This window comes from Nocardiopsis sp. CNS-639 (assembly GCF_000381685.1).
GTDB classification, from domain to species: Bacteria; Actinomycetota; Actinomycetes; order Streptosporangiales; family Streptosporangiaceae; genus Nocardiopsis; species Nocardiopsis dassonvillei.
The window spans coordinates 444562-470577 of record NZ_KB906856.1 but is presented as its reverse complement, the minus strand read 5'-3'; the positions used below and the strand labels follow the sequence as shown (position 1 = coordinate 470577).

The following is a 26016-nucleotide window of genomic DNA, read 5'->3' as shown; positions in this document are numbered from 1 at the left end:
GTTCGGCGTTGAGCCCCGGGGGCGGTGTGAAGGAGCCGTCCTCGGCGATGTCGAAGCGTTCGCAGTAGCCGGAGGGGCCCTGGAAGATGATGCTGTTGCTGAAGATGCTCAGTCCCACGTCCTGGCCGTGGGAGAGGGTCCAGCCGTCGTAGGAGGGCGCGGAGTTGTAGAAGCTGGACACCGACAGGTCCAGCCCCGTTCCGGCCACGGTCAGGTCCCGGTGGCGCAGGACGAGGTTGCCGTCCTGGGTGTTGACCGCCAGTTCCATGCGGTCGCTGATCTGGTGGCGTTCCAGCGGGTACCAGGACTGGATACCGCGGTTGACGCCGTCCGCACAGGTGCCGACCCGGGTTTCGGGTTCTTCCGAACGGTTCTGGGCCTCGGGGACGCTCTCGGCCCCGGGCGGAGCCCAGGGTTCGTCGGGGGGTTCTCCGCCCACGGGTTCGGTGTTGGCCTCGCCCGGCTCCCAGGTGTCGGGGACCGGGACGGTGCGGTCGGCGGGTGAGTGGGGACCGGTGTCGGCCAGGGCCGGGGGCGCGGACAGCAGCCCCAAAAGGAGGGTGGAGGCGGCCGTCGCGGCCGTCAGGGACCAGGGGATGTGCTTTCTCACGAGGGGGATCGCTCCCAGGGGTGGGGATGTGCACGGGGAACACCCGGACATGACGACCCTGGTCTGAGGGTCCGTCTCCGGGTGGCTCAGGCACCCGGTACGTTACGGAACCCCGACGCGAGAGCACCATGAGCCCAGGGTGAAGAACGTGACCCTGGGTGAGAGGGACCTTCGGGAAGTTTGACCACGGGTGCGACGGAGAGTGACCGCGTTCGCGCAGATGAGGGCGAACGCCCGCGGAAACGGAGCGTTGCGTGCGCCGGACGGCGTCCCCGGGACCCCCTGGCCTCGGTGGCCGGAACCGGCCCCGATGACAACAATTGCCCTAGGGCAACGATCGCGTCCCCCGGCACCGCCGATGCCGCGCGGCACATGGTGACCGCACGACCCACCGCACAAGGGAGGGGCGCGGGCACCGTCGTGCCCGCGCCCCTCCCCCACGGGCCCCGTGCGCGGAAGGGGACCCCGGGTCAGGGGGCCGTCAGGCCCCCGTCGTGGTCGTTACCGGCTCTCCAGGCGGTCCAGCAGGGCGTGGTACTCGTCCCACAGCTCGCCGGGCAGGTGGTCGCCGAAGGTCTTGAAGAACTCCGGTACCAGCGCGGCCTCCTGCTTCCACACCTCGCGGTCGACGTCGAGCACGAAGGCCATGTCCTCGTCGGAGACGTCCAGTCCCTCGGTGTCGATGCCGCCGGCCACGGGCAGGCGGCCGATCGGGGTCTCGACCGCCTCGGCCTCGCCCTCCAGCCGCTCGACGATCCACTTGATGACGCGGCTGTTCTCACCGAACCCGGGCCAGACGATGCGGCCCTCGGCGTCCTTCTTGAACCAGTTGACGTAGAAGATCCGGGGCAGCTCGGCCTGGTCGGCCGCCTGGCCCAGCTTCACCCAGTGGGCGAAGTAGTCGCCCATGTTGTAGCCGCAGAACGGCAGCATGGCGAAGGGGTCGCGGCGCAGCTCGCCCACCGAGCCCTCGGCGGCGGCGGTCTTCTCCGAGGAGACGTTGGCGCCCAGGTAGACGCCGTGCTGCCAGCTGAAGGACTCGGTGACCAGCGGCACGGCGGTGGCGCGGCGACCGCCGAACAGGATGGCAGAGATCGGCACGCCCGCCGGGTCCTCCCACTCGTCGGCGATGGTCGGCGCCTGCCCGGCCGGGGTGGTGAAGCGCGAGTTCGGGTGGGCGGCGGGCTCGCCCGACTCCGGCGTCCAGGGACGGCCCTTCCAGTCGGTGAGGCCCGCGGGCGGCTCCTCGGTGAGGCCCTCCCACCACACGTCGCCGTCCTCGGTCAGGGCGACGTTGGTGAAGATGCTGTTGCCCCAGAGGGTCTCCACGGCGTTGGCGTTGGTCTTCTCGCCGGTGCCGGGCGCTACGCCGAAGAACCCGGCCTCGGGGTTGATGGCGCGCAGTCGGCCCTGCTCGTCGAAGCGCATCCAGGCGATGTCGTCGCCCACCGTCTCGACCTTCCAGCCGGGGATGGTCGGCTGGAGCATGGCCAGGTTGGTCTTGCCGCAGGCGCTCGGGAAGGCGGCGGCGACGTAGTGCGACCGGCCCTTGGGCGGGGTGACCTTGAGGATGAGCATGTGCTCGGCGAGCCAGCCCTCGTCGCGGGCCATCACCGAGGCGATGCGCAGCGCGTAGCACTTCTTGCCGAGCAGGGCGTTGCCGCCGTAACCCGAGCCGTAGGACCAGATCTCCCGGGTCTCGGGGAAGTGCGAGATGTACTTGGTGGAGTTGCAGGGCCAGACGACGTCCTGCTGGCCGGGCTCCAGCGGGGCGCCCACGGAGTGGACCGCCTTGACGAACTCGCCGCGCTCCTCGATCAGGCGCAGGGCGGCGCTGCCCATGCGGGCCATGATGCGCATGGACACCACGACGTACGGGGAGTCGGTGATCTCGACACCGAGCTGGGAGATGTCGCCGCCCAGCGGTCCCATGCAGAAGGGAACGACGTACATGGTGCGCCCGCGCATGGCGCCCCGGAAGACCTCGCCGAAGGTGGCGCGCATCTCGTCGGGGGCGATCCAGTTGTTGGTGGGGCCCGCGTCGCTCTCGCGCTCGGAGCAGATGAAGGTGCGGTCCTCGACCCGGGCGACGTCGCTCGGGTCGGACTTGCAGTAGAAGCTGTTGGGGCGCTTGTCCGGGTTGAGGCGGACGAAGGTGCCCTGCTCGACCAGCTGGTCGGTCAGGCGGGTCCACTCCTCCTCGGAACCGTCGCACCACACGATCTCGTCCGGCTGCGTGAGCTCGGCGACCTCCCGCACCCAGGAGACGAGCTCCTCGTGTTTGGTCGGCGCGTCCACGTCGGTATCCACGGCAGTCACAGCGGCTCCTTCTCAAGGTCGAGATCTCTCGCATCATGAACGACGATCCCCCGCAGTGACCAATTGGTTTAGGCCAATGGTCTATAGAAGTTGTGCCGGAAGAACGGATTCCCCTGCACAGCAGGGGGTCCGCGTGGTCTACCACCGGGTACGTACGCGCACGAACCGGGACCGGCCGGAGGCCGTTCCGGTGCTGTTGGGAGCGGGTTCCCCTGTCAGAAGGGGAACCGGGTGCCACGACCGACACACCGTGCTGTTCGTCACACCGCATGTCTGAGGTCCGGTCGCGGGCTCCGGACGGGCACTAGACCTGTGCTGCCGCACCCCTGGCACGGAGGTGTGTCTTCGCAGGTGGGAGCGGTGGAAGCGGGGCCGGTCCGGATCAGCGGCAGAACGGCGACGGCCCGGATCAGCCCGGGACGAGCCGGTCCGGATCAGCGCAGGATGGCGACGGGCCCCCTGGCGCCGTGCAGGACGGAGTGGCTGACCGATCCGAGCAGCAGCCCGCGAAAGCCACCGCGTCCGCGCGAGCCGACCACGATGAGGTCGGCGGGGGTGGCCTCCTCCAGCAGGGCGATCACGGGGTGGGCGCGCACGACCCGGGTGCGCACCGGGACACCGGCGTGGCGCGCGCGGGGCCCGGCCAGCTCCTCCTCCAGGGCCTGCCGGGCGGCCTCGGCGGCGGTCGCGTCGTCGAACAGCTCGGGCGGGATGGGCCCGGTCGCGGCGGCGAAGGCCACCAGCGGCTGCCAGGCGCTCACCGCGACCAGTTCGGTGTCGGCGAAGTCGGCCTGCGCGAAGGCGAAGTCCACCGCGCGCCTGCTGGGCTCGGACCCGTCGATGCCCACGATCACCCGGCCCCGCACACCGTGCGCGGAGGCGTGCTCCCGGGGCAGCACGATCACCGGAACGGGCGCGCGGGCGGCCAGTTCGATGCCCACGGAGCCGACGAACGCGGCCACGATTCCGCTCAGCCCGCGCGAGCCGACCACCACGGCGACGGCGCCCTCCGCGGAGGCCTCGGCGAGCAGGGCCTCCACCGGCCGGTCGTAGGACAGGCGCTTCTCCACCCGCAGCTCGGGGAAGAGCCGCGCCACCCAGTCCCCGGCGTACTCCAGCAGGGACTCGGCCCCCTGGGCGTCGGCCTCGTCGGGGAACACGTCCGGGGCGACGTCGGGCTCGGCGTGCCCGTGTCCCGCGAACACGCCTACCGAGGCCAGCGGCCCGGCGGCCGCGACGATCCGGACCCCGAGGCCGCGCAGCATCGCCTGGTGCGCCGACCACTCCAGCGCGTGGCGGCTGGATTCCGTGCCGTCGACCCCCACGATCACCCATCGCGTCGTGGATGCGCCGTCCATGCGTGCGCCCTTCTCGTCGGCCGTCCCTGCCCCGCGTATTCCGCCGGTGTCCCCTGATGATGCCGTGTGAACACACACCCGTGGATAACGGTGTCGACGCGAGTTGGGTGAGACAGGGCACCCCGGGTAGGGGATGGCGACACAGGGGTGGGTTCGACCACGCGCCCTTCGGAGGACTGCTCAGCGGGGGCGTGGGAACTCGTGGAAGGCAGGGGGCACGATGTCGCACTCCGCGCAGATGCACTGGGACTACAGGGACGGGAGGGTCGCGGCCGTGGTGGCCGCGCTCGTGTACAGCCTGTGGGTCGTGGAGGTCATGCTGCCCGACAGCAGCGCGGCCCAAGGAGCCCTGGCCGTCCAGAGCTCGGACTTCGCCAGGTTCCTGGAGAGCGCGCACCGCATCGCGGCGATCCTGGTGATGATCGCCGCCGGGATCGGTCTCGGGCTGGGCGCGAGGGAGAGGACGGGCCACCTGCTGGCGGTGTCGTGGTGGTGCATGCTCGTGTTCGGCACGGCGTCGCTGGCCGCCACGTTCTTCCCCGGGCCCTGCACGGTGTCCACGGACGTCCCGTGCGCGACGGAGTCGCTGGCGGAGGGGCTGGAGGGGGCCACGGCGGCCCAGGCCGTCGTCGCGGCGGTGGCCCTCCTGGCCGCGCTGGCGGGCGCGATCGTGCTGGCCGTGGACCGGCGCAGGATGGGCGACGGCAAGTGGCCGCTGGTGGCCGTCGTGGCCGCGCTCCAGCTGGTCACCGCCGTCGCCGTCCTGGTCGCGGCGGTACGGGTCTACGCGGGCGGGGGCGACGGCGACCCGGGGGTCGTGTTCAGCGCCCTGCAACGGATCCACCTGGTGGCGGTGGCCCTGTGGCTGCTCGCCGCGGGTCTGCTGCCCAGCCTGTGGAAGCGGTCCTGGACGCCCCGGCGCGCCCGCGTCGAGCACTGAGGGACCAGGGCGGGAGCGGCGCCCGCGCCGGGCGCCGCGAAACCGGCGGCTGCCCGGGGTCCGCACACGCCCCGGGCACGCACACCCCCGGGCACGCGCACCGGCCCCCCGGTCCGGAGGGGCCGGACTCCCGGCGCGCTCCCGCCCGTCGTCACGCCCCGGTGTCGCGCAGGGCCTCCGGCAGGGGGCGCGCGTGCACCACGTGCAGGGTGCTCACCGCGCGGGTGAGCACCACGTAGAGCCGGTTGACGCCGCGCTCCTCGGCCTCGGCGATGGCGGCGGGCTCGGCGACCACCACGGCGTCGAACTCCAGGCCCTTGGCCAGGCTCGCGGGGACCGCGACCAGGCGGCCCGCGTCCGGCCCGGCGCCCGCCTCCCCCAACAGCGGCGCGGCCATCCCCTCGGCCTCGACGGCCTCGCGCAGGGCGGGCAGGTCGGCGTCGGCGGCGATGAGGCCGACCGAGCCCTCCCCCCTGAGCGCGGTGCGGCAGGCGTCGGCGACCGACGCGGCCAGGCCGCCCTCGGCGGGGGTGATCCGCAGCGCCCCGGGCGCGCGGCGCACGGCCACGGGCGCGCCCAGCCCGGGCGCGATCGCGGGCAGCAGGCGGGCGGCGAAGTCGATGATCTGGGCGGGGACGCGGTAGCCGCGGTCCAGGACGCTCAGGTGGCCGGTGGGCTTGCCCAGGTGTTCCAGGAGCGTGGACCAGTTGACGGCCGCCGAGGGGCTGGTGCCCTGGGCGATGTCGCCGAGCACCGTGAGCGAGCCGGACACGCAGCGGCGGCCGATCGCCCGGCACTGCATGGGGCTCAGGTCCTGGGCCTCGTCCACCACGATGTGGCCGAGCCCGGCGGGGCGCTCGATGAGCGCGGCGGCCTCGTCCACCAGGGCCAGGTCCTCCTCCGACCACAGCGCCGCCTTGGGGCCGCGGGGTTTTCCCGGCAGCAGGACGGCGGCCTGCTCCTGCGCGCTGAGCAGCCCCTCGGCGGCGCGGGCCAGGCGTTCGGGGTCGGTGAGCAGGCCGAGCACCAGCTTGAGCGGGTCGGCCTTGGGCCACATGGCGGTGACGGCCGACTTCACGGCGGGGTCGCGGCGCACCTGCGCGTGGGTGCGGTCGTCGCAGACCTCGCCCCGGGCCTCCATGAGGGAGAGCACGGCGTGGGCGATGCGGTGGGAGAGGAGTTCGCGCCCGGAGCCGTAGGCGACGCCGCGTTCGGCCAGCTCGTCCAGGAGGGGGCGCAGGTCCTCGGGGTACAGGCGCCAGCGGCGCGATCCGCGGCGGACCACGACCGCCTCCTCGGGCGTGCGCAGGTGCGACCACAGGTCGCGGCGGACCACCTCGGCCATGCGGGCCTGGCCCTTGATCCGGGCGGCGCGGGGCTCCTCGGTGCGGCGCACCCACCCGGCGGCGGGGCGGGACCGCTCGGGCAGCCCGGCGGTGAGCATCTCGGTGACGGTGGTCTGCTGGACGTCCACCTCGCCGAGGGCGGGCAGGACGTCGCGGATGTAGGAGAGGAAGGAGCGGTTGGGGCCGACGATCGCCACGCCGGAGCGGGAGAGGCGTTCGCGCTCGGTGTAGAGGAGGAACGCGATGCGGTGCAGGCCCACGGCGGTCTTGCCGGTGCCGGGAGCGCCCTGCACGCACAGGGTGGTGGCGAGCGGGGCCCGGACCAGGCCGTCCTGCTCGGGCTGGATGGTGGCGACGATGTCGCGCATGGGTCCGGTGCGGGGGCGTTCGATCTCCGCGTCCAGCAGGGCGCTGGCGCGCTGACCGCTCCCGGTCGGGGCGGTGGTGAGCGGCTCGTCCTCGAAGGCGGTGAGCACCACCTCGGGGTCGGCGTCGCGGCCGTGGTCGATCGTGGTGAAGCCGTAGCGGCGGCGCAGGCGCACGTCCATCCGGTCGCCGGGCGAGGCCCGGTAGTAGGCGACGCAGATGGGGGCGCGCCAGTCCAGGACCATCGGGCGCCCCTCGGCGTCGTGGACGTGGCGGCGGCCGATGTGGATCCGGTCGGGCTCGGCGCCGTCGGACACGTCGTCGTCCAGGAAGACGGTGCCCGGCTCGAAGTCGAGGCGGCCGAAGAACAGCGGGGCCCCGGGGACGTCGGCCAGGGCCGCGAGGCGGCGCTCTCGTCCTCGGCGCAGGGCGGCGTTGGTGACCTTGTCGTTGACGACGTCGCCCAGGACGAGTTCGCTGCCCTCGACCTCCGCGCGCATCCGGTCCAGGGCGGCGCGCGCGGCGGCGAGGCGGTCGCGCTCGGCCCGGAGTTCGGGGCTCACGGGCACGGCGGGGGAATCGGTCGTGGACATGCGGCGACCTCGGAGGGGATCGGCGGGACAGGAACGCGGCAGCGCGCGTGCGCGGGTCCCGCCCCGGTCGCCGCGAGGGCCCGGTTCGTTCCGATCCGTGAGAGCGCACAGCACCCGTCGAGGGGGCGCCGCCGAAAAGAGCCACCAGCCTAACCCGCTCCGGGGCCCTCACCAAACCGGCCGGGGCCCGGCCCCGGCCGTGCCGCCGCCGGTGCGCGACCGCCCGGAGGGGACGAGAACCAACGCGGGCCCGGGGGCGTCCGAGGAACCGGGAGAGGACGGTACTCACATGCACCGCGTTCAGGGCGACCTCGTACTACGGCCCGGCCTCCGGGCGGGATGGGCCAGGCTGGGTGTCGGGGTGGTGACCGGTGTGCTCGTGACCGCCGGCATCGCGTTCCGCGTCGGCCCGGGAGCGGCCCTGGCCACGGGCGTCGCGTGGACCGTGCTGGTCGCGGTGGTGGCCCTGCACCTCCACCGCGCCAGGATCGTGCTGACCGCGCACGAGATCGTCCTCAAGGGGGCGTTCCTCCAGCGGCGCCGGTCGCGGTCGCGCGCCGTGTGGACGATCCGCGCGACCGTCGTCCAGCCGCGCGGGGGCCCCTGCGACACCCTGTTCGTCCTCGACCCGCACGGCGGCGTGCTCGTCCGGGTGTACGGCGCCAACTACACGACCGAGGACATGGACCGGCTGGTGAGCGCGCTCGGACTGCCGTGCGGCGGCCCGCGGGGGCCTGTCACCCCCAAGGAGCTCGACCGGTTCCGGCCCGGTCTCGTGACGTGGTTCGAGCAGCACGCCTACCTGCTCGGAATGGCGTTCGCCGTCGCCCTGACCCTGGCCGTCGTGGCGGGCGTACTGATCGGCTCGGCCCTGACGGCGGGGTAGCCGCGGCGGGCGCGCGGCGGCCCGGCGCGGCGCCGCCGGGCCGGTCAGGTCTTGCGCAGCCGCACCCGCCGCACGCGGTGGTCGTCGCCCTTGTACAGGACCAGGGTGGCCCGCCCCCGGGTGGGGCGGATGTTCTCCACCAGGTTGACCTCGTTGATGGTGCGCCAGGTGTTGGCGGCGAACTCCAACGACTCCTCCTCACTGATGGCGGTGGCCATGTGGTGGAAGTAGGAGCGCGGGTCGGAGAAGGCGATGCGGCGCAGCTCGCGGAAGCGGTCGAGGTACCAGCCGCGGATGTTCTCGACCTTGGCGTCCACGTAGATGGAGAAGTCGAAGAAGTCGGCCACGGCCAGGCGCCCCGCGGAGGGGGCCTGGAGGACGTTGATGCCCTCGACGATGAGGATGTCGGGGCGGTGCACGGTCTGGCGCTCGTCCGGCACGATGTCGTAGTTCAGGTGGGAGTAGACGGGGATGTCGATCCGGTCGGCACCCGCCTTCATCTCCGAGACGAAGCGCACCAGGGCGCGGCGGTCGTAGCTCTCGGGGAAGCCCTTGCGGCGCATCAGGCCGCGCGACTCCAGCACCGCGTTGGCGTGCAGGAAGTTGTCGGTGCTGACCAGTTCCACGTCCGGGTGGTTGGGCCACTGGGCGAGCAGGGAGCGCAGGAGGCGCGCGGTGGTGGACTTGCCGACCGCGACACTGCCCGCGACCCCGATGATGAACGGCGACGGGCGGTCGGACTCGCCGAGGAAGGCGCGCACGGCGGCGTGCCGCTGCTGGGTCGCGCCCACGTAGAGGTTGAGCAGTCGCGACAGCGGCAGGTAGACGTCCCGCACGTCCTCCAGGGAGGTGGGGTCGGTGGTGCCGCGGAGTTCGGCGAGGTCCGCCTCGGTCAGGGACAGGGGTGTGGAGGCCCGGAGCGCGGCCCAGGCCTCCCGGTCCATCTCCACGTACGGCGTGGAGAAGCCGTTCTTCGTCGTGTGAGACACGAATGACCACCCTAGAGCAGGGGGTCGACCGCGCCGGGCGGCCGGTCCCCACAAGTCCCGCCATGGGTCCGTAAACGTGCCGGAAACCACATGTTCACGACACGCACCCCCAAAATTTTGCTTCTCCTTCCCTGGGGGTGGAATCGGTTCCACTCGTTGCCTCCCCATGCCCCCGACCTGCGCGGTCTACTCCCCATGCACCAAATGGTCTATACCGCTACCTGGGAAAACGACCAGTGGTATGGATGCCTGGTTGGTCGATTCGACCGGCTTCTTCGCTTACGCTGGCGGCCATGTGCGGAATCGTTGGCTACGTCGGGCCGCAACCGGCGCTTGAAGTCGTCGTGGACGGCCTCGCAAGGTTGGAGTACCGCGGATATGACTCCGCGGGTGTGGCTGTGCTGGGCGACGGCGCTCTGCGCACCGAGAAGCGCGCGGGCAAGCTCGCGAACCTGCGCCGGGCGCTGGAGGAGCGGCCCGTCAGCGGCGACGGCGCCGGGATCGGACACACGCGCTGGGCCACGCACGGCGCGCCGAACGACGTCAACGCCCACCCCCACGTGGACAACGACAACCGCGTCGCCATCGTCCACAACGGCATCATCGAGAACTTCGCCGCGCTGCGCCTGGAGCTGGAGGAGCAGGGCTGCAAGTTCCTCTCCGAGACCGACACCGAGGTCGCCGCGCACCTGCTCAACGCCGAGCTGGCCCGGACCGGCGAGCTGCCCTCGGCCATGCGCGCGGTGTGCAAGCGCCTGGAGGGCGCGTTCACCCTCGTGGCCGTCTCCGTGGACGACCCCGACCTGGTCGTGGCGGCCCGCCGCAACTCCCCGCTGGTCGTCGGCCGCGGCGAGGGCGAGAACTTCCTGGCCAGCGACGTGGCGGCGTTCATCGCCCACACCCGCGAGGCGGTCGAGCTGGGCCAGGACCAGGTCGTGGAGCTGCGCGCGGACTCGATCACGGTGACCGACTACGACGGCAACCCCGTCGACGTGCGCGAGTACCACGTGGACTGGGACGCCTCCGCCGCCGAGAAGGGCGGCTACGACTACTTCATGCTCAAGGAGATCGTCGAGCAGCCGCGCGCGGTGGCCGACACCCTCCTGGGCCGCGTGACGGTCGACGGCCAGCTCACCCTGGACGAGATGCGCCTGTCCCCCGAGGACCTGCGCTCGGTCGAGAAGATCGTCATCATCGCCTGCGGCACCTCCTACCACGCGGGCCTGATCGCCAAGTACGCCATCGAGCACTGGTGCCGCATCCCGTGCGAGGTCGAGGTGGCCAGCGAGTTCCGCTACCGGGACCCGATCCTGGACCAGCAGACCCTGGTCATCGCCATCTCCCAGTCCGGCGAGAGCATGGACACCCTGATGGCGGTCCGCTACGCCCGCGAGCAGCGCGCCCGGGTGCTGGCCATCTGCAACGTCAACGGGTCCACCATCCCGCGCGAGTCCGACGGCGTGCTGTACACGCACGCGGGCCCCGAGGTCGGCGTCGCCGCCACCAAGACCTTCCTCACCCAGCTGGCCGCCTGCTACCTGATCGGCCTGTACCTGGCGCAGGTGCGCGGGCTGAAGTTCGGCGACGAGATCAACACCGTGATCGCCCAGCTGGCCACCATGCCCGAGCAGATCGAGCGGGTCCTGGAGACGGCCGAGCCGGTCCGCGAGCTGGCCCGGTCGCTGGCCGACGCGGACACGGTGCTGTTCCTGGGCCGCCACGTGGGCTACCCCGTGGCGATGGAGGGCGCGCTCAAGCTCAAGGAGCTGGCGTACATGCACGCCGAGGCGTTCGCCGCCGGTGAGCTCAAGCACGGGTCGATCGCGCTGATCGAGGACGGCGTGCCGGTCGTCGTGGTGGTGCCCTCCCCCGAGGGCCGCAGCGTGCTGCACGACAAGATCGTGTCCAACATCCAGGAGGTGCGCGCCCGCGGCGCCCGCACCATCGTCATCGCCGAGGAGGGCGACGAGGTGGTCCGCCCGTACGCGGACGTGCTCATCCCCATCCCGGCCGTGCCGACCCTGCTCCAGCCGCTGGTGTCCACGATCCCCATGCAGGTGTTCGCCTGCGAGCTGGCCCTGGCCAAGGGCAACGACGTGGACCAGCCGCGCAACCTGGCCAAGAGCGTGACGGTCGAGTAGTAGCGGGACCGCAGGAAGGGGGCGTGTCCGGCGCGCGGCGCCGGGCGCGCCCTCCTTCGTAACCGGGGACCGGCGTGTCCGGGGTCGGCCCGTGTCCGGGGTCGGCCCGTGTGCGGAGCGGACCGCGCACGGGGCGGGCCGGGTCCGGGGGCGGCCCACGCACGGGGACGCGTGACGTCCGGGGCCGGTCCGGGTGCGGCGGGGGACCGGATCGGGGCGCGACCGGGTCCGCTCCGCCTCGTGGGAACGCTCCCGTCAGCGCGGTGCGCCGTGCCCCGACCCGTCGTGGGCGGAGCGGGCGGCGGAGACGTCGGGATGGGTCGGCAGGACCGCGCCCAGCGCCAGGACATCGAGGATGCGGGTCAGCTGGCGCGGGGGGCAGGCCAGGAGAAGGTGGTGCCGGGCCCCCGCGGCGAAGCGCAGGGCCCGCACGAGGGCGTTGACGCCCGAGGCGTCGATGAACTCCACCGCGGACAGGTCCGCCACCACGCAGCCGTCGGCGGCGGCGGCCGTGATCCGGGTGAACGCCTCCTCGGCGGTGGCGATGTCGATCTCGCCGCCCAGCTCGACGACGGTGATCCCGTCACAGACGAACTGGTCCTGTTCCGTGTCCAGCACGGTCACGCCTCGCTCCGGGATCGGGTGTAGGGAACTCTGCTCAGGACGCGGTCGGCCAAATGCCGACATGCGTTGACAGCCTACTCTTCCCGGACGGCCCGTCCGGTGCCGTCCACAGCCCCGGAGTCCTTTTCCGGCGTCGCCTCACAGGCGCGCGTCAGCCCTCACCACCGCATATCGCCCACACGATTTTTCCGCGGTCGCGCACCGGTTCCCAGCCCCATTCCCGGCTGAAAGCGGAGACGAGGCCGAGTCCCCGACCCGACTCCGCGAAATGGTGGGCGTCCACTCTGACCGGGGCTTTCACGCTGGAATCGGCGACCATGCACACCACTCCGCCCCGACCGCCGTCGAGGCGGCGCAGCTGGACCACGACGCGGCCGTGCGGGACACCGCGCTCGGGGAGGGCGTGGCGACAGGCGTTGCCCACGAGTTCGGAGACGATCAGCCGAACGTCCTCCAGCTCCTCACGGAACCCCCATCCCTCCAGGGCCCCGGAGGCGAACTCGCGCGCCCGGCGCACCGACTCCGGCGAGGCCGCGAACGCGCCCGCCGCCGCGTCCCTCGTCCGCGCGCGCTCCCCGACCGAGAGTCGGCCCAGTGGGTCGTCCCACCAGCCGCCCAGGAGTGCCTGGGAGGCCTCCGCGAGAGAGGGGCGGCTCCAGGAGGGCTCGGAGTCGGTCTCCGAGGACACCAGCTCTGCGTTCATCACGGTCCTCACGAGTGCGCTGTCGGTTGACCCGTCCGCGGGGCCATCGTGGCTTACATCTGTAAGACACAGATGCACGTGCAGCTCAACGTCCGGGCTAGCGTATAGGACGAAGCACCCTTATTGGTAGATCCCTTGCGCAGAATTCACAGACAGGCATCCGTGTTTACTTCAGACCCGTAAGGGGCTCATAGGCCCCAGCCCAATCCATGTCCTCCCCTGTCCGTAACGGAACCCCGTGGGTATACTGAGCGGTCGCCCGCACCAAAGCCGTTAACAGTCGTTGCACAGGAGGCGATGTGGTCGCCGAAGAGGCACAGAATCTACAGGTCACCCAGGATTTCCTGGCCAATTCCAGCGGTGGCCCCACCGTGCTGCGCATTCTCCTGGGAACGCAGCTGAGGCGGCTGCGGCAGGAGAAGGGGATTTCGCGGCACGACGCCGGGTACGCCATCCGCGCCTCCCACGCCAAGATCAGCCGCATGGAGCTGGGCCAGGTCAGCTTCAAGCGCCGCGACGTGGACGACCTGCTCAAGCTCTACGGCGTGGACCGGGCGGACCAGCGCGAGGCCCTCCTCGGGCTGGTCTCCAGCGCCAACGCCCAGGGCTGGTGGCACAAGTACGGCGACGTGCTGCCGAACTGGTTCGGCGTCTACGTCGGCCTGGAGGAGGCCGCGTCGGTCATCCGCACCTTCGAGGTGCAGTTCGTCCCGGGCCTGCTCCAGAGCGAGGACTACGCTCGCTCGGTCATCCGCCTGTCCCGGACCGCCACGTCCGACGACGACGTGGACAGTCGTGTGCAGATGCGCATGCGCCGCCAGCGCAGATTCGTCGAACCGGACGCGCCCAGACTGTGGGCGGTCATCGACGAGGCCGTGCTGCACCGCCCCTACGGCGACACCCGGGTGATGCGCGAGCAGATCGAGCACCTGATCGAGATGGCCCGCCGCCCCAACATCACCCTCCAGATCGCCACCTTCGCCATGGGCGGCCACCCCGCCGCGGGCGGCCCCTTCAGCATCCTGCGCTTCCCCACCCCCCAGCTGCCCGACGTGGTCTACCTGGAGCAGCTGAGCAGCGCCCTGTACTTCGACAAGTACGACGACACCCACCGCTACGCGCAGACGATGGACCACCTCGCCACCCAGGCGCCGCCGCCCTCCGCCACGGAGGAGATCCTCCGCGGCTTCCTGGAGCGCTACTCCTGACCCCCGCCCCCGCCCACCGGTTCCCGAGCCCCTGACCGGGGTACCCGCCTCGGGACGCCCCTCCCCCGCCCCCGGATCGCACCACCGGACCCCCGCCCCGGAAGCCCCTCGCCCCACCGGCCGCTCCCACCGCCGTCCCACGCCTGGTCGCCCTCCGCGCCCGGGCGTTCGCTTTGCGCACTCGAAACCGGTCCCCCGATGGTCGCCTTCGGCCACGACCGGACAACGATCCGCGCGGGCCGAACCCCCCGCTTCCCCCGACGCGTTAGGCGTGACGTGCGGTTCTGTCCCCGAACCGCCCGACGCGCTTGCATAAGTACTTACCGCCGTAAGTACGAATGCACGTGCATAAGCTACGCTTTGGCTCGCACCGGGGATGAAACAGCCCAAAGGGGGGCAGGGCCACCCATGCCCGGGGGTCGTCTTCCCGGTGGGGGCCGGGGGTTCGACACAACGGGCGCGGTGGACTGGACCGCCGCGTGTGGACACACCCCGCTCACGCGTCCCCCACGTTCCAGGAGGTTGAGATGCATCCGATCTACAACGGCGTTCCCGCCAGCCGTCTGCCGAAGGTCGTCTGGACCAAGAGCAGCTGGAGCAACCCGGACGGGAACTGCGTCGAGGTCGCGGCGCTACCGGACGGGGACATCGCCGTGCGCAACTCGCGCGACCCCCAGGGACCGGCGCTCGTCTACACCCCCGCCGAGATCGAGGCCTTCGTGCGCGGCGCCAAGACCGGCGACTTCGACGCCCTCCTGAGCTGACCCGACTCCCCCACCCCTCAGACCATCCCGGAAAGGGTCCGCGTCGAGGGCCGCCGCGACCACCCGAACCCGTCCGGCGGCCCGCACTCCGTCCACGACGCGGACGCGAGCGGAGCCCGGCACCACCGCGGTGCCGGGCTCCGTCTTCGTTTCCGGGGCCGCGCGCGGCGGACCGGACCCGCCCCAGGGACGCTCCAATTCCCCTGGGACGGGACCGCCGTCCGCCCCTCCCCCGGCCTCGGGGCCGGGGACGCGCCGCGCGGCGCCGGTTCGCGGCTACAGGCGGGTGGGGTCGACCAGGCCGCCGGGAGCGCCGACCGGGGGCTGATCCCACGGCAGGTGGGTGGCGCCCAGGGCGGGCTTGAGGTCGAACAGCCACGCGGCCTTCTCGTCGTACTCGGCGAAGAAGGGCTTGCCGACCAGCTCGGGGTCGCGCGCCTGGATGAAGTGCAGGACGAAGACCTTCTGGCCCGCCACCTCGGTGACGCCGTCCACGCAGACCTTGCCCGGGGTCGCCGACATCGACGGGCCGCGCACCGTGCGGGCCAGTCCCGAGACGCTCTTGTAGGCGCCGCGGAAGATCTCGTAGGCCTCCGCCAGCGGCACCGCGAAGTAGTCCTGCGGACCCGTGTCACGCTCGACGAACATGTAGTACGGGACCATGCCGTGCCGCAGGTGGGTGCGCCACATGCTCTCCCACACGGCGGAGTCGTCGTTGATCGTGCGGATCAGCGGCGCCTGCGTGCGGATGACGGCGCCGGTCGCGCGGATGCGGCGCACCGCCTCCTGGACCAGCTCGGGCCGCATCTCGTTGGGGTGGGAGAAGTGGGCCATGAACGCGAGGTTCTTGCCCGAGGCCACGACCTTCTCGAACAGGCGCAGGGTGTCGTCGGCGTCCGGGTCGGTGACGAAGCGCTGCGGCCAGTAGGCCAGCGCCTTCGTGCCGATGCGGATGGCCTCCAGGTGCTCGATCTCCAGCAGCGGCTCGATGTACTTGGAGATGACCCCCTCGCCCATGATCATCGGGTCGCCGCCGGTGAACAGGACGCTGGTGACCTCGGGGTGCGAGCGGACGTAGTCGACGAGCTGGTCGATCTCGCTGGAGGCGAACTTCAGGTCGGCGTCGCCGACGAACTGGGCCCAGCGGAAGCAGTACGTGCAGTACGCGTGACAGGTCTGCCCCTGCTTGGGGAAGAAGAGCACGGTCTCCTTGTACTTGTGCTGGACGCCGGGGATGGGCTCCTCGTTGGCCAGCTTGGGCACGTTGAGGTCCATCTGGCCCGCGGGGTGCGGGTTCAGGCGTGCGCGGATCTGGTTGGCGGCCTCGTTCAGCTCCTTGCGCTGGGCGCCAGAGCGCAGCAGGTCGGCGATCCGGGACACGTCGTCCTGGGGCAGCATGTCCGCCTGCGGGAAGACCAGGCGGTAGATCGGATCGTCGGGAGCCGCGTCCCAGTCGATCAGCTCGTCGACGACGTAGCTGTTGACCCGGAACGGCAGCACGGTGGCCACCGCCTGCACCGCGAGCCGCTCGTCGGCGGCGAGCCCGGCTCGCGTGGTGAGCTCGTCGAGGTGTTTCGTGGTGTAGGCACGAAACCGACGTCCGGCGGACGGGGAAGTTGCCACGTCTGGCGTAACGCTCACGCCTCTCCTCTCTGCGGGTGAGCAGGGTGCCCGGCGGGTTGGTGCGGGCAGCCCTGAGCCGGCGGTTCCGGTGCGCGTGCGCACCGGCGGACCACCGGGAAGGTGTTCGATGTGGTTGTCGCGTGCCGCCGGAGGGTGATCACACCCTGGGGCAGCGAGCGGATATACCCCGTTTGGGGACTTTTATCCATCATGCGGGAAGTCCAGTCCTGACCTGGACATACGGGAAGTATCCTCGCATGAGTAGACGAAAGTGCCCGACAGCGCCGCCACGGCGCGACCCGATACCGTGTCACCGCGTCCGCCCACCACACCCGTGAGGGAACAGTTGACTGGTACACCCGACGCGGAGGCCTCCGTCGCGCGGCGCTCCTCCCCGCCGATCATCGCCGTGGACGCGATGGGCGGCGACAACGCGCCCGCCGAGATCGTGCGGGGAGCCGTGCTGGCCGTCCGCGAACTCGGCCTGCGCGTCCTGCTGGTGGGGCGGCGCAGCGAGATCGCCGCGCTGCTCGCCGAGGAGGGCGCGCTGCGCGACATCCCCATCGTGCACGCCGAGGACAACCTGGCCATGCACGAGGGCGCCCTGGCCAGCTGGCGGCGGCCCCGCTCCAGCGCGGCCGTCTCCTGCCGTCTGATCCGCCGGGGCGACGCCGACGCCCTGGTCTCGGCCGGTTCCACCGGCGGGATCGTGGCCACCTCCACCGTGCGGCTGCGCACCCAGCCCGGGGTGCTGCGCCCGGCGCTGGCTGTGACCCTTCCCACCGGCGAGACGCCCACGATCATGGTGGACGCCGGGGCCAACGCCGACGCCAAGCCCGAGATGCTGGTGCAGTTCGCGCACCTGGGCTGCGCGTACGCCCAGACCGCGTTCGGGGTGCGCAGGCCCAGGGTGGGCGTGCTCACCATCGGCTCGGAGCCGGGCAAGGGCAACAAGCTCGTGCGCCGGGCGACGGAGCTGCTGGCGGCCACCGCGGAGGGGCCCCCGGCGATGGACTTCCGGGGCAACATCGAGGGCCACGACCTGCTCGCGCGCAAGGTGGACGTGGTGGTGACCGACGGCCACACCGGCAACGTGGCGCTGAAGTCGGTGGAGGGCACGGCCGCGTTCGCGATGGAGGCCGTGCACGCGGCGCTGACCTCCTCGACCGCGGCCAAGGCGGGCGCGCTGTTGCAGCGCAGAGCGCTGCGGAGCCTGCGAGAGCGGCTGGACAGCGAGACCTACGGCGGCGCCGCGCTGCTGGGCCTGAACGGAACCGTGGTGATCGCGCACGGCGACAGCCGGGCCAAGGGCGTGGCCCGCGCCTGCCAGCTGGCCAACGACCTGGCGGGCGGCCGCATCGGGGAGCAGATCCGACGCCGGGTGCACAGCCGCCCGCCGAACTGGCTGCACCGCCTGGCCCAGTCCGAGGCGCCGGGGCAGCGGGGCGCGGAGCAGACCGAGGAGCGCTGACGGGGCGTGGGGAAGCCCGAGGAGCGCTGACGGCGGCCCGGGACGGGGGCGCCGGTACGCGGGCAGCGCGAAGCGGGCGGCGCCCGGGGACCCCCTTGTATCCAGGTTATTTCCGGCCGACGCACCGCGCCCAGCCCTTCCGGGGGCCTGTGGACAACCGCCCGCCCCGGCCCGTACGGGCCGGGAGGGGCGGCTCCGGTCGGTACGCTTGGGGCATGGCCGACCCGCAGGAAGTACTCTCGCGACGGGTCCAGTCCGCCCTCGGCGCCGCCTTCGGCCCCGAGTTCGCCGACACCGACCCCGTCATCCGCCCGTCCCAGTTCGCCGACTACCAGGCGAACGCCGCGCTCGCGCTCGCCAAGCGACTGGGCCGAAAGCCGCGTGAGGTGTCCGCGGCGATCATGGAGCACCTGGACGTGGCCGACGTCTGCCGCGACGTCGAGGTCAGCGGGCCGGGCTTCATCAACCTGACGCTGCGCGAGGACTGGATCGCCGAGCAGACCCGCCGGCTCCTGGACGACCCGCGGCTGGGCGTCCCCGAGCAGGAGCGCCAGAACATCCCGCTGGACTACTCCGCGCCCAACGTGGCCAAGGAGATGCACGTCGGGCACCTGCGCACCACCGTGGTCGGCGACGCGCTCGCGCGCACCCTGGAGTTCCTGGGCCACAACGTCATCCGCCAGAACCACATCGGCGACTGGGGCACCCCCTTCGGCATGCTCATCGAGCACCTGCTGGAGGTGGGCGAGGACTCCCCCGAGGCGGACCTGGTCACCACCGACCCCAACGCCTTCTACCAGGCGGCCCGGACCAAGTTCGACTCGTCGGGCCCCGGCCCCGACGACTTCGCCGCGCGCGCCCGCCGCCGCGTGGTCTCCCTCCAGAGCGGCGACGAGGAGACGCTGCGCCTGTGGCGCAAGCTCGTCGGCCTCTCCAAGGTCTACTTCAACAAGGTGTACGCCAAGCTCGGCGTGACCCTCACCGACGAGGACCTGGCCGGGGAGAGCAGCTACAACGCCGCGCTCGCCGACGTGTGCGAGGAGCTGGAGGCCAAGGGCATCGCCGAGATCAGCGACGGCGCCCTGTGCGTGTTCCTGGAGGGCTTCACCGGCCGCGAGGACAAGCCCGTCCCGCTGATCGTGCGCAAGAGCGACGGCGGCTACGGCTACGCCACCACCGACCTGGCCACCGTCCGCCACCGCGTGGACGACCTCAAGGCCGACCGCATCCTGTACGTGGTCGGCGCACCGCAGGCCATGCACTTCAAGATGGTGTGGGCCACCGCCCGCGAGGCCGGATGGCTGCCCGAGGGCGTGGAGACCGTCCACGTGCAGATCGGCAACGTGCTGGGCAGCGACGGCAAGATCCTGCGCACCCGCAGCGGCGCCCCGGTGCGCCTCATGGCACTGCTGGACGAGGCGATCGAGCGCGCCGCCGCGGTGGTCGCGCAGAACCGCCCCGACCTGGACGCCGAGGGCCAGGCCGAGATCGCCCGACAGGTGGGCATCGGCGCGGTCAAGTACGCCGACCTGTCGGTCGCGCACGACACCGAGTACACCTTCGACTTCGACCGGATGCTGGCCCTGACCGGCAACACCGGCCCGTACCTGCAGTACGCCCAGGCCCGGATCCGGTCCATCTTCCGCAAGGGCGGCCTGGAGCTGTCGCAGGCCAGGGGGGACATCAGCGTCTCCGAGGGCGCCGAGCGCGACCTGGCGCTCAAGCTGCTGGAGTTCGGCGCGGTGGTGGCGCAGGTCGGCGACCTGCTCCAGCCGCACCGGCTGTCCACGTACCTGTTCGAGCTGGCGCAGTCCCTGACGGCCTTCTACGAGCACTGCCCGGTGCTGACCGCCCCGAACGAGGCCGAGCGCGAGTCGCGCCTGGCACTGGTCGCGGTGGCGTTCCGGGTCCTGGTCCAGGGTCTGGACCTGCTGGGCGTGGAGGCTCCCGAGCACATGTAGCGGAGCCCACGCGGGTCCACCGGACGCGCGTGTGCGGGAGGAGGCCGGGGCGGCGGCGCCCCGGCCTCCTTCGTGTGCGCGCCGGCGCCCGTGGGCGCGCGGTCCTTCGCGTGCCGTGTCCACCCGGAAACGCGCGGCTGACCGGTTCCGGCCGCCCAGACCCCTCCGGGAGATCTCACACGGCACGAATCGCCTCGTCAGAGGCGGTTCCAACGCGTGCGCGGCCACCGAGTCGAAGATCTCGCCTCCGGCCGGGCCGGAACTCCGTTCTCCGTCGGGGCGTCAGACCTAAAGTATGTGGACAAAAGCCCCAGATAAGACAAAAGGGAGAAATCGGTAATGACAACCGCCTCCGCGCAGGTCGGTCCCGGACCCGGCACCTGGTACCTCGATCCCCTGCACTCCAGCCTGATCTTCGTCGCCCACTACCTGCGCTTCGGACGGGTCCAGGGCACGTTCGGCCAGGCCTGGGGCCGCGTCGCCGTCGCCGAGGAGCCCGAACGGTCCGCGGTGGAGGTCGTCCTCGACGCCGCCAGCGTCAACACCGGCGTGGGCGCGCGCGACGCCCACCTGCGCTCCCCCGACTTCCTGGACGTGGACCACCACCCCGAGCTGCGCTTCGTCTCCACCGGGCTGGAACCGGGCGGACGCAACCCCCACGCCTTCCGCCTGCACGGCGACCTGACCATCCACGGCACGTCCGTGCCCACCGTGCTGGACGCCCAGTGGGTGGGCGAGGCCCCCGACTACGCCTCCCCCGAGGACACCCACGGCCACTTCTTCTCCGCCACGACCCGGATCCGCCTCTCGGACTTCGGCGTGGGCGACGGCGGGCCGGTGCCCTGGGGAGGCCGCATGGTCGGCGACACGGTGGACATCGTGCTGGAGGTGCGCCTCCAGAACCAGGACCCCGCCCCCTTCCTCCGCCAGATCGGGCACGCGCCCTGAGGAGCGCGTGCCCGAACGGCCGGGGCCCCGCGGGAGCCGGGGAGGGGCGGCGGCGGACTCAGCCGCCCAGCAGCGCCTCGACCTCGTCCCGGGAGGCCATCGACGAACTGGCGCCGTGCCGCTGGACCGAGAGCGCGGCCGCCGCGGCGGCGAACCGCATGGCCTCCTCGGGCGTGCGGCCCTCCGCGCGGGCGACCGCGAACGACCCGCAGAAGACGTCCCCGGCCGCCGTGGTGTCCACCGCCTCCACCCGGCGCGCGGGAACGTGCAGCGGCTCCTCTCCTCTGCGGCCGTGGAGCGAGCCGTCCTCGCCCAGGGTCAGCAGCACCTCCGGAACCAGTTCCAGCAGCGCGGCCAGCGCCTCGCGCGGCTCGGCGCGGCCGGTGATCGCGGCCGCCTCGTGCTGGTTGGGCACCAGGACGTCCACCGACTCCAGGAGTTCGGCGGGCAGTTCGCGTGCGGGAGCCGGGGTCAGGTAGACCGGGACGCCCAGCTCACGGCCGGTGCGCGCGGCCGAGACCACCGCCTCCATGGGCAGTTCGAGCTGGAGCAGCAGGGCGGCGCTGCCCCCGATGATCCCGGGGTCGCCCGCGGTCACGCCGGTGACCTCGCCGTTGGCCCCGGGCACGACGATGATCGAGTTGCCGCCCCCGCCGTCCACGACGATGTGCGCCACCCCCGACGCCCCGGGCACCGTGCGCAGCCCGGACACGTCGATGCCGCTGCCGACGAGGTTGGCGCGCAGGTCCTCCCCGAAGGAGTCCTCGCCCACCGCGCCGAGGAAGGCCACGTCGGCCCCGGCCCTGGCCGCGGCCACGGCCTGGTTGGCGCCCTTGCCGCCGGGCACCTGGCGAAAGGCCGTGCCCGTGACCGTCTCCCCGCTGGCGGGCACCTGTTCGACGTAGGCGACCAGGTCCATGTTGACGCTGCCGAAGACCGCCACGCGCGGCGCCGCGGCGCTCACTTGTCCGCCTCCCTGGCCACGGCCTCGCCGGTGTCGCCGTCCAGGCCCACGATGACCGGGGCGTGGTCGGAGGCGCCCTTGCCCTTGCGCTCCTCGCGGTCGATGCTCGCGCCGCTGACGCGGTCGCGCAGCGCCGGGGAGGCGAGCACGAAGTCGATGCGCATACCCCTGCGCTTGGGGAAGGCCAGGCCCTTGTAGTCCCAGTAGGTGTACACGCCGGGACCGGGGGTGTAGGCGCGCACGACCTCGTCGAACCCGGCGCCGACCAGCTTGTCGAAGGCCACGCGCTCGGGCTCGGTGACGTGGGTGCTGCCCTCGAAGGCGGCCATGTCCCACACGTCCTCGTCGCGCGGGGCGATGTTGAAGTCGCCGACGTAGGCGATCTGGGCGTCGGGGTCGGCGGCCAGGCTGGCGGCGCCCGCCTCGCGCAGCGCCTCCAGCCAGCGGAGCTTGTAGGCGTAGTGGGGGTGGTCGACCTCGCGCCCGTTGGGCACGTACAGGCTCCACACCTGCACGCCCCCGCAGGTGGCGCCGATGGCGCGGGCCTCGGCCTCCTCGGGGTCGCCGTAGCCGGGCTGGCCGGGGAAGCCGATCCGCACGTCCTCCAGGCCGACGCGGGAGGCGATCGCGACCCCGTTCCACTGGGACAGGCCGTGGTGGGCCACCTCGTAGCCGCGGTCGGTGAGGACCGAGGCGGGGAACTGGTCGTCCCGGGCCTTGGTCTCCTGGATGGCGAGGACGTCGACGTCGCTCCGGTCCAGCCAGGCGCCGATCCGCTCGGCCCTGGCCCGGGCACTGTTCACATTCCATGTCGCGATACGCACAGCAGAAGGCTAGGCCATGGCGGCGACGGGACCGGCCTCGCCGGGGAGCCGGTCCCGCGTGTCCGCCACCGCGCCCGCGGCCTCGCCGGGACCGCGCGGAGCGGGCCGCGCCGCCGCGGCGCCCGCGCGGCCGTCAGGGGTGGGAGCCCAGAACCCCGCCCATCGCCTTCGTGAAGTCCATCGCCTCCAGGTCGTGGCGGTACATGACCCACACCGCGTAGCCGGTCCAGCCGGGGGCGCCGAAGATCTCGTAGGAGGCCTGGGCCAGCAGCACGTACTCCCCTCCGTCCCGTTCGTGGTCCGCCGGGGTCTGGACGAAGGGCGGGTCCTGCGGCGAGTAGGCGTACCCGCCCAGGATCAGGTCGGACCGGCGCACGTGCTCCAAGCCGTCGTACTGGTCCAGCCGGTGCTCCCGGTAGACCCGCTCGGTCTCCCCGTCCGCGACGACGGCGCCGTCGGCACCCGTCGGCATGCTCCAGGCCGACCGGGCGTAGAGGGGGTACGGATCGGTGTGGGGGGTGCCCTCGTCGGGGACGCGTTCGACCGCGGCCGCCCCCGAGGGGACGTGGACCACGGCGCCGTCGCCCGCGGACCCCTCCGGGTCGCGCCGGTTGGCGAAGAACAGCAGATGACCGTCCTGCGGCAGCGGGAAGTCGAGCACGTCCCGGGGCAGGGCCGCGCAGTCCACGGAGGCGATGAGGTCCGGGAAGCCGTTCCAGTCGACGTCCGGTGGGAGGACGGGGCGGCCGCCGTACCGCCCGGCGAGGACCCCGCCGCCCTCGTCCACGGCTCCCAGCCCGATCTGGGGGCGGGCCAGGCGCAGGCCCGTGTCGATGGCGTGCTCCGGCACGCCGCTCCGGCGGGCCGAGTCGCGGTACTCCTCGAAACTGTCCATGACGGACATGCTGTCGCACCGGGGGACGTCCCGCCGCGCGGGTGCGCGTGTGACGGGAACGCCCGGTCGGGGCGGCACGGTGGAGGGCGCGGAACCCGCGCGGACACGGACGGACCCGCGGCGAGCTTGTCCAGCCCCCTGCCCGCCGAGGTGGACCCCGCGCGGACACAAGCGGGCACGCGACGGGGAAGGAGAGAACAGCCCTGTGGACAACGGGAGCACGGGGCTCCGGGCGGGGAGAATGCGAGGAGGCGACCGTTCGTGCCCCGCTCCTCGGGGGCGCGGGGCACGGGAACGGTCGTGGCCCCGGTGCGGCCGTCCTCCGCACCGGGGCGTGCGCGACTCCCGGCACGTGCCCGGTGGTTGTCGTCGCGCTCTGTTGGACGGCTTCCCACCCCCGGAGGTTCGCATTGGGTCAAAGGTTTTTCGGCACTCCCCACCGGCCCGGCGCACGGGCCCCGCGGCCCGGAGGAGCGGACTGTCGGCGGTCGGCGTTACGGTGGCGCAATGGCAGAACCGCACCCCCGCCGCGACGCGGAACTCTCCCTCTCCCAGGCGCGCAGGATCGCGCTCGCCGCCCAGGGGTTCAGCGACCCCCGGCCCGCCGGGAAGCCGACCCTCGCCCACCTGGCGCGGGTGGTGCGCAGGGTGGGCATCCTCCAGATCGACAGCGTGAACGTGCTGGCCCGCAGCCAGTACCTGCCGGTCTTCGCGCGCATGGGCGCCTACGACACCGCCCTGCTGGATCGGGCGACCACCTCCGCGACCGGGTCGGGGGCCGCGCGGCTGGTGGAGTGCTGGGCGCACGAGGCCAGCCTGGTGCCGCCCTCCACCCGCCAGCTCATGCGCCACCGGATGGAGCGCAACCGCGCCCAGGAGCGCGTGGGGTGGATGGACCGCATCCGGGAGGAGAAGCCCGAGCTGGTCAAGGCGGTGCTGGAGGAGGTGGTGCGGATCGGCCCGGCCAGCGCCCGGCAGGTGGAGGCGGCGCTGGCGCACGACGTGCCGCGCGCCAAGGACCACTGGGGCTGGAACTGGTCCGAGGTCAAGAGGTGCCTGGAGTACCTGTTCTGGGTGGGCGACCTGACCTCCGACGGGCGCAACGCGCAGTTCGAGCGGCTCTACGACCTGCCCGAGCGGGTGCTGCCGCCGGAGGTGCACGCGGCGCCGGAGACCACCCCGGAGGAGGCGCACCGGGAGCTGGTGTCGATCGCCGCCCGCGCCCACGGAGTGGCCACCGAGGCGTGCCTGCGCGACTACTTCCGCCTCAAGTCCACCGAGTCCCGGGCGGCCGTCTCCGACCTGGTGGAGGCGGGTGAGCTGGTGCCGGTGCGGGTGCGGGGCTGGGACCGCACGGCCTATCTGCACCGGGACGCCCGGGTGCCGCGCAGCGTGCGGGCGCGGGCGCTGCTGAGCCCGTTCGACTCGCTGGTGTGGACGCGCGACCGGGCGGAGGAGCTGTTCGGGTTCCGGTACCGGCTGGAGATCTACGTGCCCGCCGCCAAACGGGTGCACGGCTACTACGTGCTGCCGTTCCTGCTGGGCGAGGACCTGGTGGCGCGGGTGGACCTCAAGGCGGACCGCGCCTCGGGGACCCTGCTGGCGCAGCGGATCACGCTGGAGGACGGCGCGCCCGCCGAGACGCTGCCCGAACTGGTCGAGCAGCTGACCGAGATGGCGGCCTGGCTGGGCCTGTCCAACGGCGTCGGCGGCCCGGCGCTGGCCTCCGGCGGACGCTAGGCGCCGCCGCCCGTGGGAAGGGCCATGACCTGACCAGTTGCCACCGGAACGTCCCCTTCGCCCCGAAGGCGGTCGGTTGACCGACCGCCTCCTCCGGAAACGGTTGCGGCACACGGTCCACCCGGTGCCGCCCCGGCTCTGCCCTCGTAAAGCACCGGTCACATCTCCGGAAGCAGGGAGAAGCCTTCCATCGCCGCCGCGCCTCGGAGGTTCTTGTCGAAGGCGGCGAAAGTTGAGCACCCGGGGTCCAGCGAACGGATGGCCTTGCCCGAGGCCAACTGCACAGCGTCATACGCGCGCAGGCCGTGGACGGCCGTGAGCCGGACAGCCTCTTCGAGGACCTGCGCCGCCACCGTCACCGGAACGAAACGGGAAGGCCCTTCCAGGACGCCGAAGTAGTCCGCTTCGAACGCCGACACGAGGATTCTCGTGTCCTCGACGCCCAACTCCCCCATTCTCTGTTTCCGCCAGAGAGCGGCCGGCACCTCGACCCGGGTCAACTGTGACACCACGATCGGTCCCGTCACGCCGAGCATCACATCGCTGCCGTGCTCGACGGTGTACAGCTTGACCACAGCAGAGATGTCCGCGAAAACGCTCATTCACGGCCTTCCGCGACAAGGTCCTCCAAAGGAGTCCCTCCAGCGGTCGCCCTGCGTGCCCTCTCGAACGCTTCCCTGCTGGGACGTGTCCGAGGCGTCCCAGAGGAATCGAGGAGCCCCGCCTGGGCGAGCTTGGCGCGG

General features: G+C 72.4%; 20 protein-coding genes and 1 pseudogene. 9 read left to right on the top strand and 12 right to left on the bottom strand.

Going from position 1 to position 26016, the window contains the following annotated elements; genetic code table 11:
- The 3 genes and pseudogenes from G011_RS0107470 to G011_RS0107455 form a co-directional block, all read right to left on the bottom strand.
- Nucleotides 1-610: pseudogene (locus tag G011_RS0107470) on the bottom strand (hypothetical protein); the annotation flags it as partial.
- A 501-nt stretch (nt 611-1111) separates the two neighbouring features.
- The gene (locus G011_RS0107460) at nt 1112-2920 is read right to left on the bottom strand and encodes a phosphoenolpyruvate carboxykinase (GTP) (protein ID WP_019607927.1); all 1809 of its coding nucleotides are present in this window, start codon (nt 2918-2920) and stop codon (nt 1112-1114) included.
- Nucleotides 2921-3363: 443 nt separating this feature from the next.
- Complete coding sequence (locus tag G011_RS0107455) at nt 3364-4287, bottom strand: universal stress protein (protein WP_026338110.1); 924 nt, start codon at nt 4285-4287, stop codon at nt 3364-3366.
- A 220-nt stretch (nt 4288-4507) separates the two neighbouring features.
- Between G011_RS0107455 and G011_RS0107450 the strand changes: the two genes are divergently transcribed.
- Entirely contained in the window at nt 4508-5227 is a 720-nt protein-coding gene (locus tag G011_RS0107450) for a hypothetical protein (RefSeq protein ID WP_019607925.1), read from the top strand.
- 151 nt (nt 5228-5378) lie between these two features.
- On the opposite strand, the gene G011_RS0107445 is transcribed toward G011_RS0107450, so the two are convergent.
- Entirely contained in the window at nt 5379-7532 is a 2154-nt protein-coding gene (locus G011_RS0107445; protein WP_019607924.1) for an ATP-binding domain-containing protein, read from the bottom strand.
- A gap of 289 nt (nt 7533-7821) precedes the next feature.
- Between G011_RS0107445 and G011_RS0107440 the strand changes: the two genes are divergently transcribed.
- Nucleotides 7822-8418: a hypothetical protein gene (locus G011_RS0107440; RefSeq protein WP_019607923.1), complete on the top strand. Its 597-nt coding sequence runs from the start codon at nt 7822-7824 to the stop codon at nt 8416-8418.
- 44 nt (nt 8419-8462) lie between these two features.
- On the opposite strand, the gene coaA is transcribed toward G011_RS0107440, so the two are convergent.
- The gene (gene coaA, locus G011_RS0107435) at nt 8463-9368 is read right to left on the bottom strand and encodes a type I pantothenate kinase (RefSeq protein ID WP_019607922.1); all 906 of its coding nucleotides are present in this window, start codon (nt 9366-9368) and stop codon (nt 8463-8465) included.
- A 332-nt stretch (nt 9369-9700) separates the two neighbouring features.
- Here coaA and glmS point away from each other — a divergent pair, with 332 nt between their 5' ends.
- Complete coding sequence (glmS, locus tag G011_RS0107430; RefSeq protein ID WP_081642936.1) at nt 9701-11548, top strand: glutamine--fructose-6-phosphate transaminase (isomerizing); 1848 nt, start codon at nt 9701-9703, stop codon at nt 11546-11548.
- A gap of 255 nt (nt 11549-11803) precedes the next feature.
- Here the strand turns inward: glmS and G011_RS0107425 are convergent, their stop codons facing one another.
- Both G011_RS0107425 and G011_RS0107420 read right to left on the bottom strand, forming a co-directional pair.
- On the bottom strand, nt 11804-12172 hold the full coding sequence (locus G011_RS0107425; protein WP_019607920.1) for an STAS domain-containing protein: 369 nt from the start codon (nt 12170-12172) through the stop codon (nt 11804-11806).
- Nucleotides 12173-12323: 151 nt separating this feature from the next.
- On the bottom strand, nt 12324-12875 hold the full coding sequence (locus G011_RS0107420) for an ATP-binding protein (protein WP_019607919.1): 552 nt from the start codon (nt 12873-12875) through the stop codon (nt 12324-12326).
- A 299-nt stretch (nt 12876-13174) separates the two neighbouring features.
- On the opposite strand from G011_RS0107420, the gene G011_RS0107415 reads away from it, so the two are divergent.
- Nucleotides 13175-14083, top strand: a complete 909-nt coding sequence (locus tag G011_RS0107415; RefSeq protein WP_026338109.1) for a helix-turn-helix transcriptional regulator — start codon at nt 13175-13177, stop codon at nt 14081-14083.
- 527 nt (nt 14084-14610) lie between these two features.
- Nucleotides 14611-14847 (top strand): DUF397 domain-containing protein, encoded by a 237-nt coding sequence (locus G011_RS0107410; protein WP_013155155.1) that lies wholly within the window; start codon nt 14611-14613, stop codon nt 14845-14847.
- A gap of 276 nt (nt 14848-15123) precedes the next feature.
- Here the strand turns inward: G011_RS0107410 and G011_RS0107405 are convergent, their stop codons facing one another.
- Complete coding sequence (locus tag G011_RS0107405) at nt 15124-16470, bottom strand: KamA family radical SAM protein (protein ID WP_081642935.1); 1347 nt, start codon at nt 16468-16470, stop codon at nt 15124-15126.
- A gap of 346 nt (nt 16471-16816) precedes the next feature.
- Between G011_RS0107405 and plsX the strand changes: the two genes are divergently transcribed.
- From plsX to G011_RS0107390, 3 genes are all read left to right on the top strand, one after another.
- Nucleotides 16817-17941 carry a phosphate acyltransferase PlsX gene (plsX, locus tag G011_RS0107400; protein ID WP_013155157.1) on the top strand — a complete coding sequence of 375 codons (1125 nt, stop codon included), beginning with the start codon at nt 16817-16819 and terminating at the stop codon, nt 17939-17941.
- Between the two features lie 215 nt (nt 17942-18156).
- Nucleotides 18157-19902 carry an arginine--tRNA ligase gene (argS, locus tag G011_RS0107395; RefSeq protein WP_019607916.1) on the top strand — a complete coding sequence of 582 codons (1746 nt, stop codon included), beginning with the start codon at nt 18157-18159 and terminating at the stop codon, nt 19900-19902.
- A gap of 339 nt (nt 19903-20241) precedes the next feature.
- On the top strand, nt 20242-20850 hold the full coding sequence (locus G011_RS0107390; RefSeq protein ID WP_019607915.1) for a YceI family protein: 609 nt from the start codon (nt 20242-20244) through the stop codon (nt 20848-20850).
- A 58-nt stretch (nt 20851-20908) separates the two neighbouring features.
- Here G011_RS0107390 and G011_RS0107385 read toward each other — a convergent pair whose 3' ends face one another.
- From G011_RS0107385 to G011_RS0107375, 3 genes are all read right to left on the bottom strand, one after another.
- A complete protein-coding gene (locus G011_RS0107385; RefSeq protein WP_019607914.1) occupies nt 20909-21814 on the bottom strand; it encodes a ribokinase in 906 nt (301 codons plus the stop codon).
- Entirely contained in the window at nt 21811-22638 is an 828-nt protein-coding gene (locus G011_RS0107380) for an exodeoxyribonuclease III (protein ID WP_174547103.1), read from the bottom strand. Before G011_RS0107380 ends, G011_RS0107385 begins: the two co-directional genes overlap by 4 nt.
- Nucleotides 22639-22771: 133 nt before the next feature.
- The gene (locus G011_RS0107375) at nt 22772-23542 is read right to left on the bottom strand and encodes a DUF1963 domain-containing protein (protein ID WP_019607912.1); all 771 of its coding nucleotides are present in this window, start codon (nt 23540-23542) and stop codon (nt 22772-22774) included.
- Between the two features lie 498 nt (nt 23543-24040).
- Here G011_RS0107375 and G011_RS0107370 point away from each other — a divergent pair, with 498 nt between their 5' ends.
- The gene (locus G011_RS0107370) at nt 24041-25273 is read left to right on the top strand and encodes a winged helix-turn-helix domain-containing protein (protein WP_019607911.1); all 1233 of its coding nucleotides are present in this window, start codon (nt 24041-24043) and stop codon (nt 25271-25273) included.
- A gap of 158 nt (nt 25274-25431) precedes the next feature.
- On the opposite strand, the gene G011_RS0107365 is transcribed toward G011_RS0107370, so the two are convergent.
- On the bottom strand, nt 25432-25875 hold the full coding sequence (locus tag G011_RS0107365; RefSeq protein ID WP_019607910.1) for a type II toxin-antitoxin system VapC family toxin: 444 nt from the start codon (nt 25873-25875) through the stop codon (nt 25432-25434).
- Between the last annotated feature and the right edge of the window lie 141 nt (nt 25876-26016).

What these genes read in the sequence shown, in the direction of transcription:
- G011_RS0107445 (WP_019607924.1), bottom strand. Translation starts at nt 7,532, where the DNA reads ATGTCCACGACCGATTCCCCCGCCGTGCCCGTGAGCCCCGAACTCCGG.
- G011_RS0107440 (WP_019607923.1), top strand. Translation starts at nt 7,822, where the DNA reads ATGCACCGCGTTCAGGGCGACCTCGTACTACGGCCCGGCCTCCGGGCG.
- G011_RS0107375 (WP_019607912.1), bottom strand. Translation starts at nt 23,542, where the DNA reads ATGTCCGTCATGGACAGTTTCGAGGAGTACCGCGACTCGGCCCGCCGG.
- G011_RS0107410 (WP_013155155.1), top strand. Translation starts at nt 14,611, where the DNA reads ATGCATCCGATCTACAACGGCGTTCCCGCCAGCCGTCTGCCGAAGGTC.
- G011_RS0107365 (WP_019607910.1), bottom strand. Translation starts at nt 25,875, where the DNA reads ATGAGCGTTTTCGCGGACATCTCTGCTGTGGTCAAGCTGTACACCGTC.
- G011_RS0107450 (WP_019607925.1), top strand. Translation starts at nt 4,508, where the DNA reads ATGTCGCACTCCGCGCAGATGCACTGGGACTACAGGGACGGGAGGGTC.
- G011_RS0107420 (WP_019607919.1), bottom strand. Translation starts at nt 12,875, where the DNA reads ATGAACGCAGAGCTGGTGTCCTCGGAGACCGACTCCGAGCCCTCCTGG.
- G011_RS0107455 (WP_026338110.1), bottom strand. Translation starts at nt 4,287, where the DNA reads ATGGACGGCGCATCCACGACGCGATGGGTGATCGTGGGGGTCGACGGC.
- G011_RS0107370 (WP_019607911.1), top strand. Translation starts at nt 24,041, where the DNA reads ATGGCAGAACCGCACCCCCGCCGCGACGCGGAACTCTCCCTCTCCCAG.
- glmS (WP_081642936.1), top strand. Translation starts at nt 9,701, where the DNA reads ATGTGCGGAATCGTTGGCTACGTCGGGCCGCAACCGGCGCTTGAAGTC.
- argS (WP_019607916.1), top strand. Translation starts at nt 18,157, where the DNA reads ATGGCCGACCCGCAGGAAGTACTCTCGCGACGGGTCCAGTCCGCCCTC.
- G011_RS0107390 (WP_019607915.1), top strand. Translation starts at nt 20,242, where the DNA reads ATGACAACCGCCTCCGCGCAGGTCGGTCCCGGACCCGGCACCTGGTAC.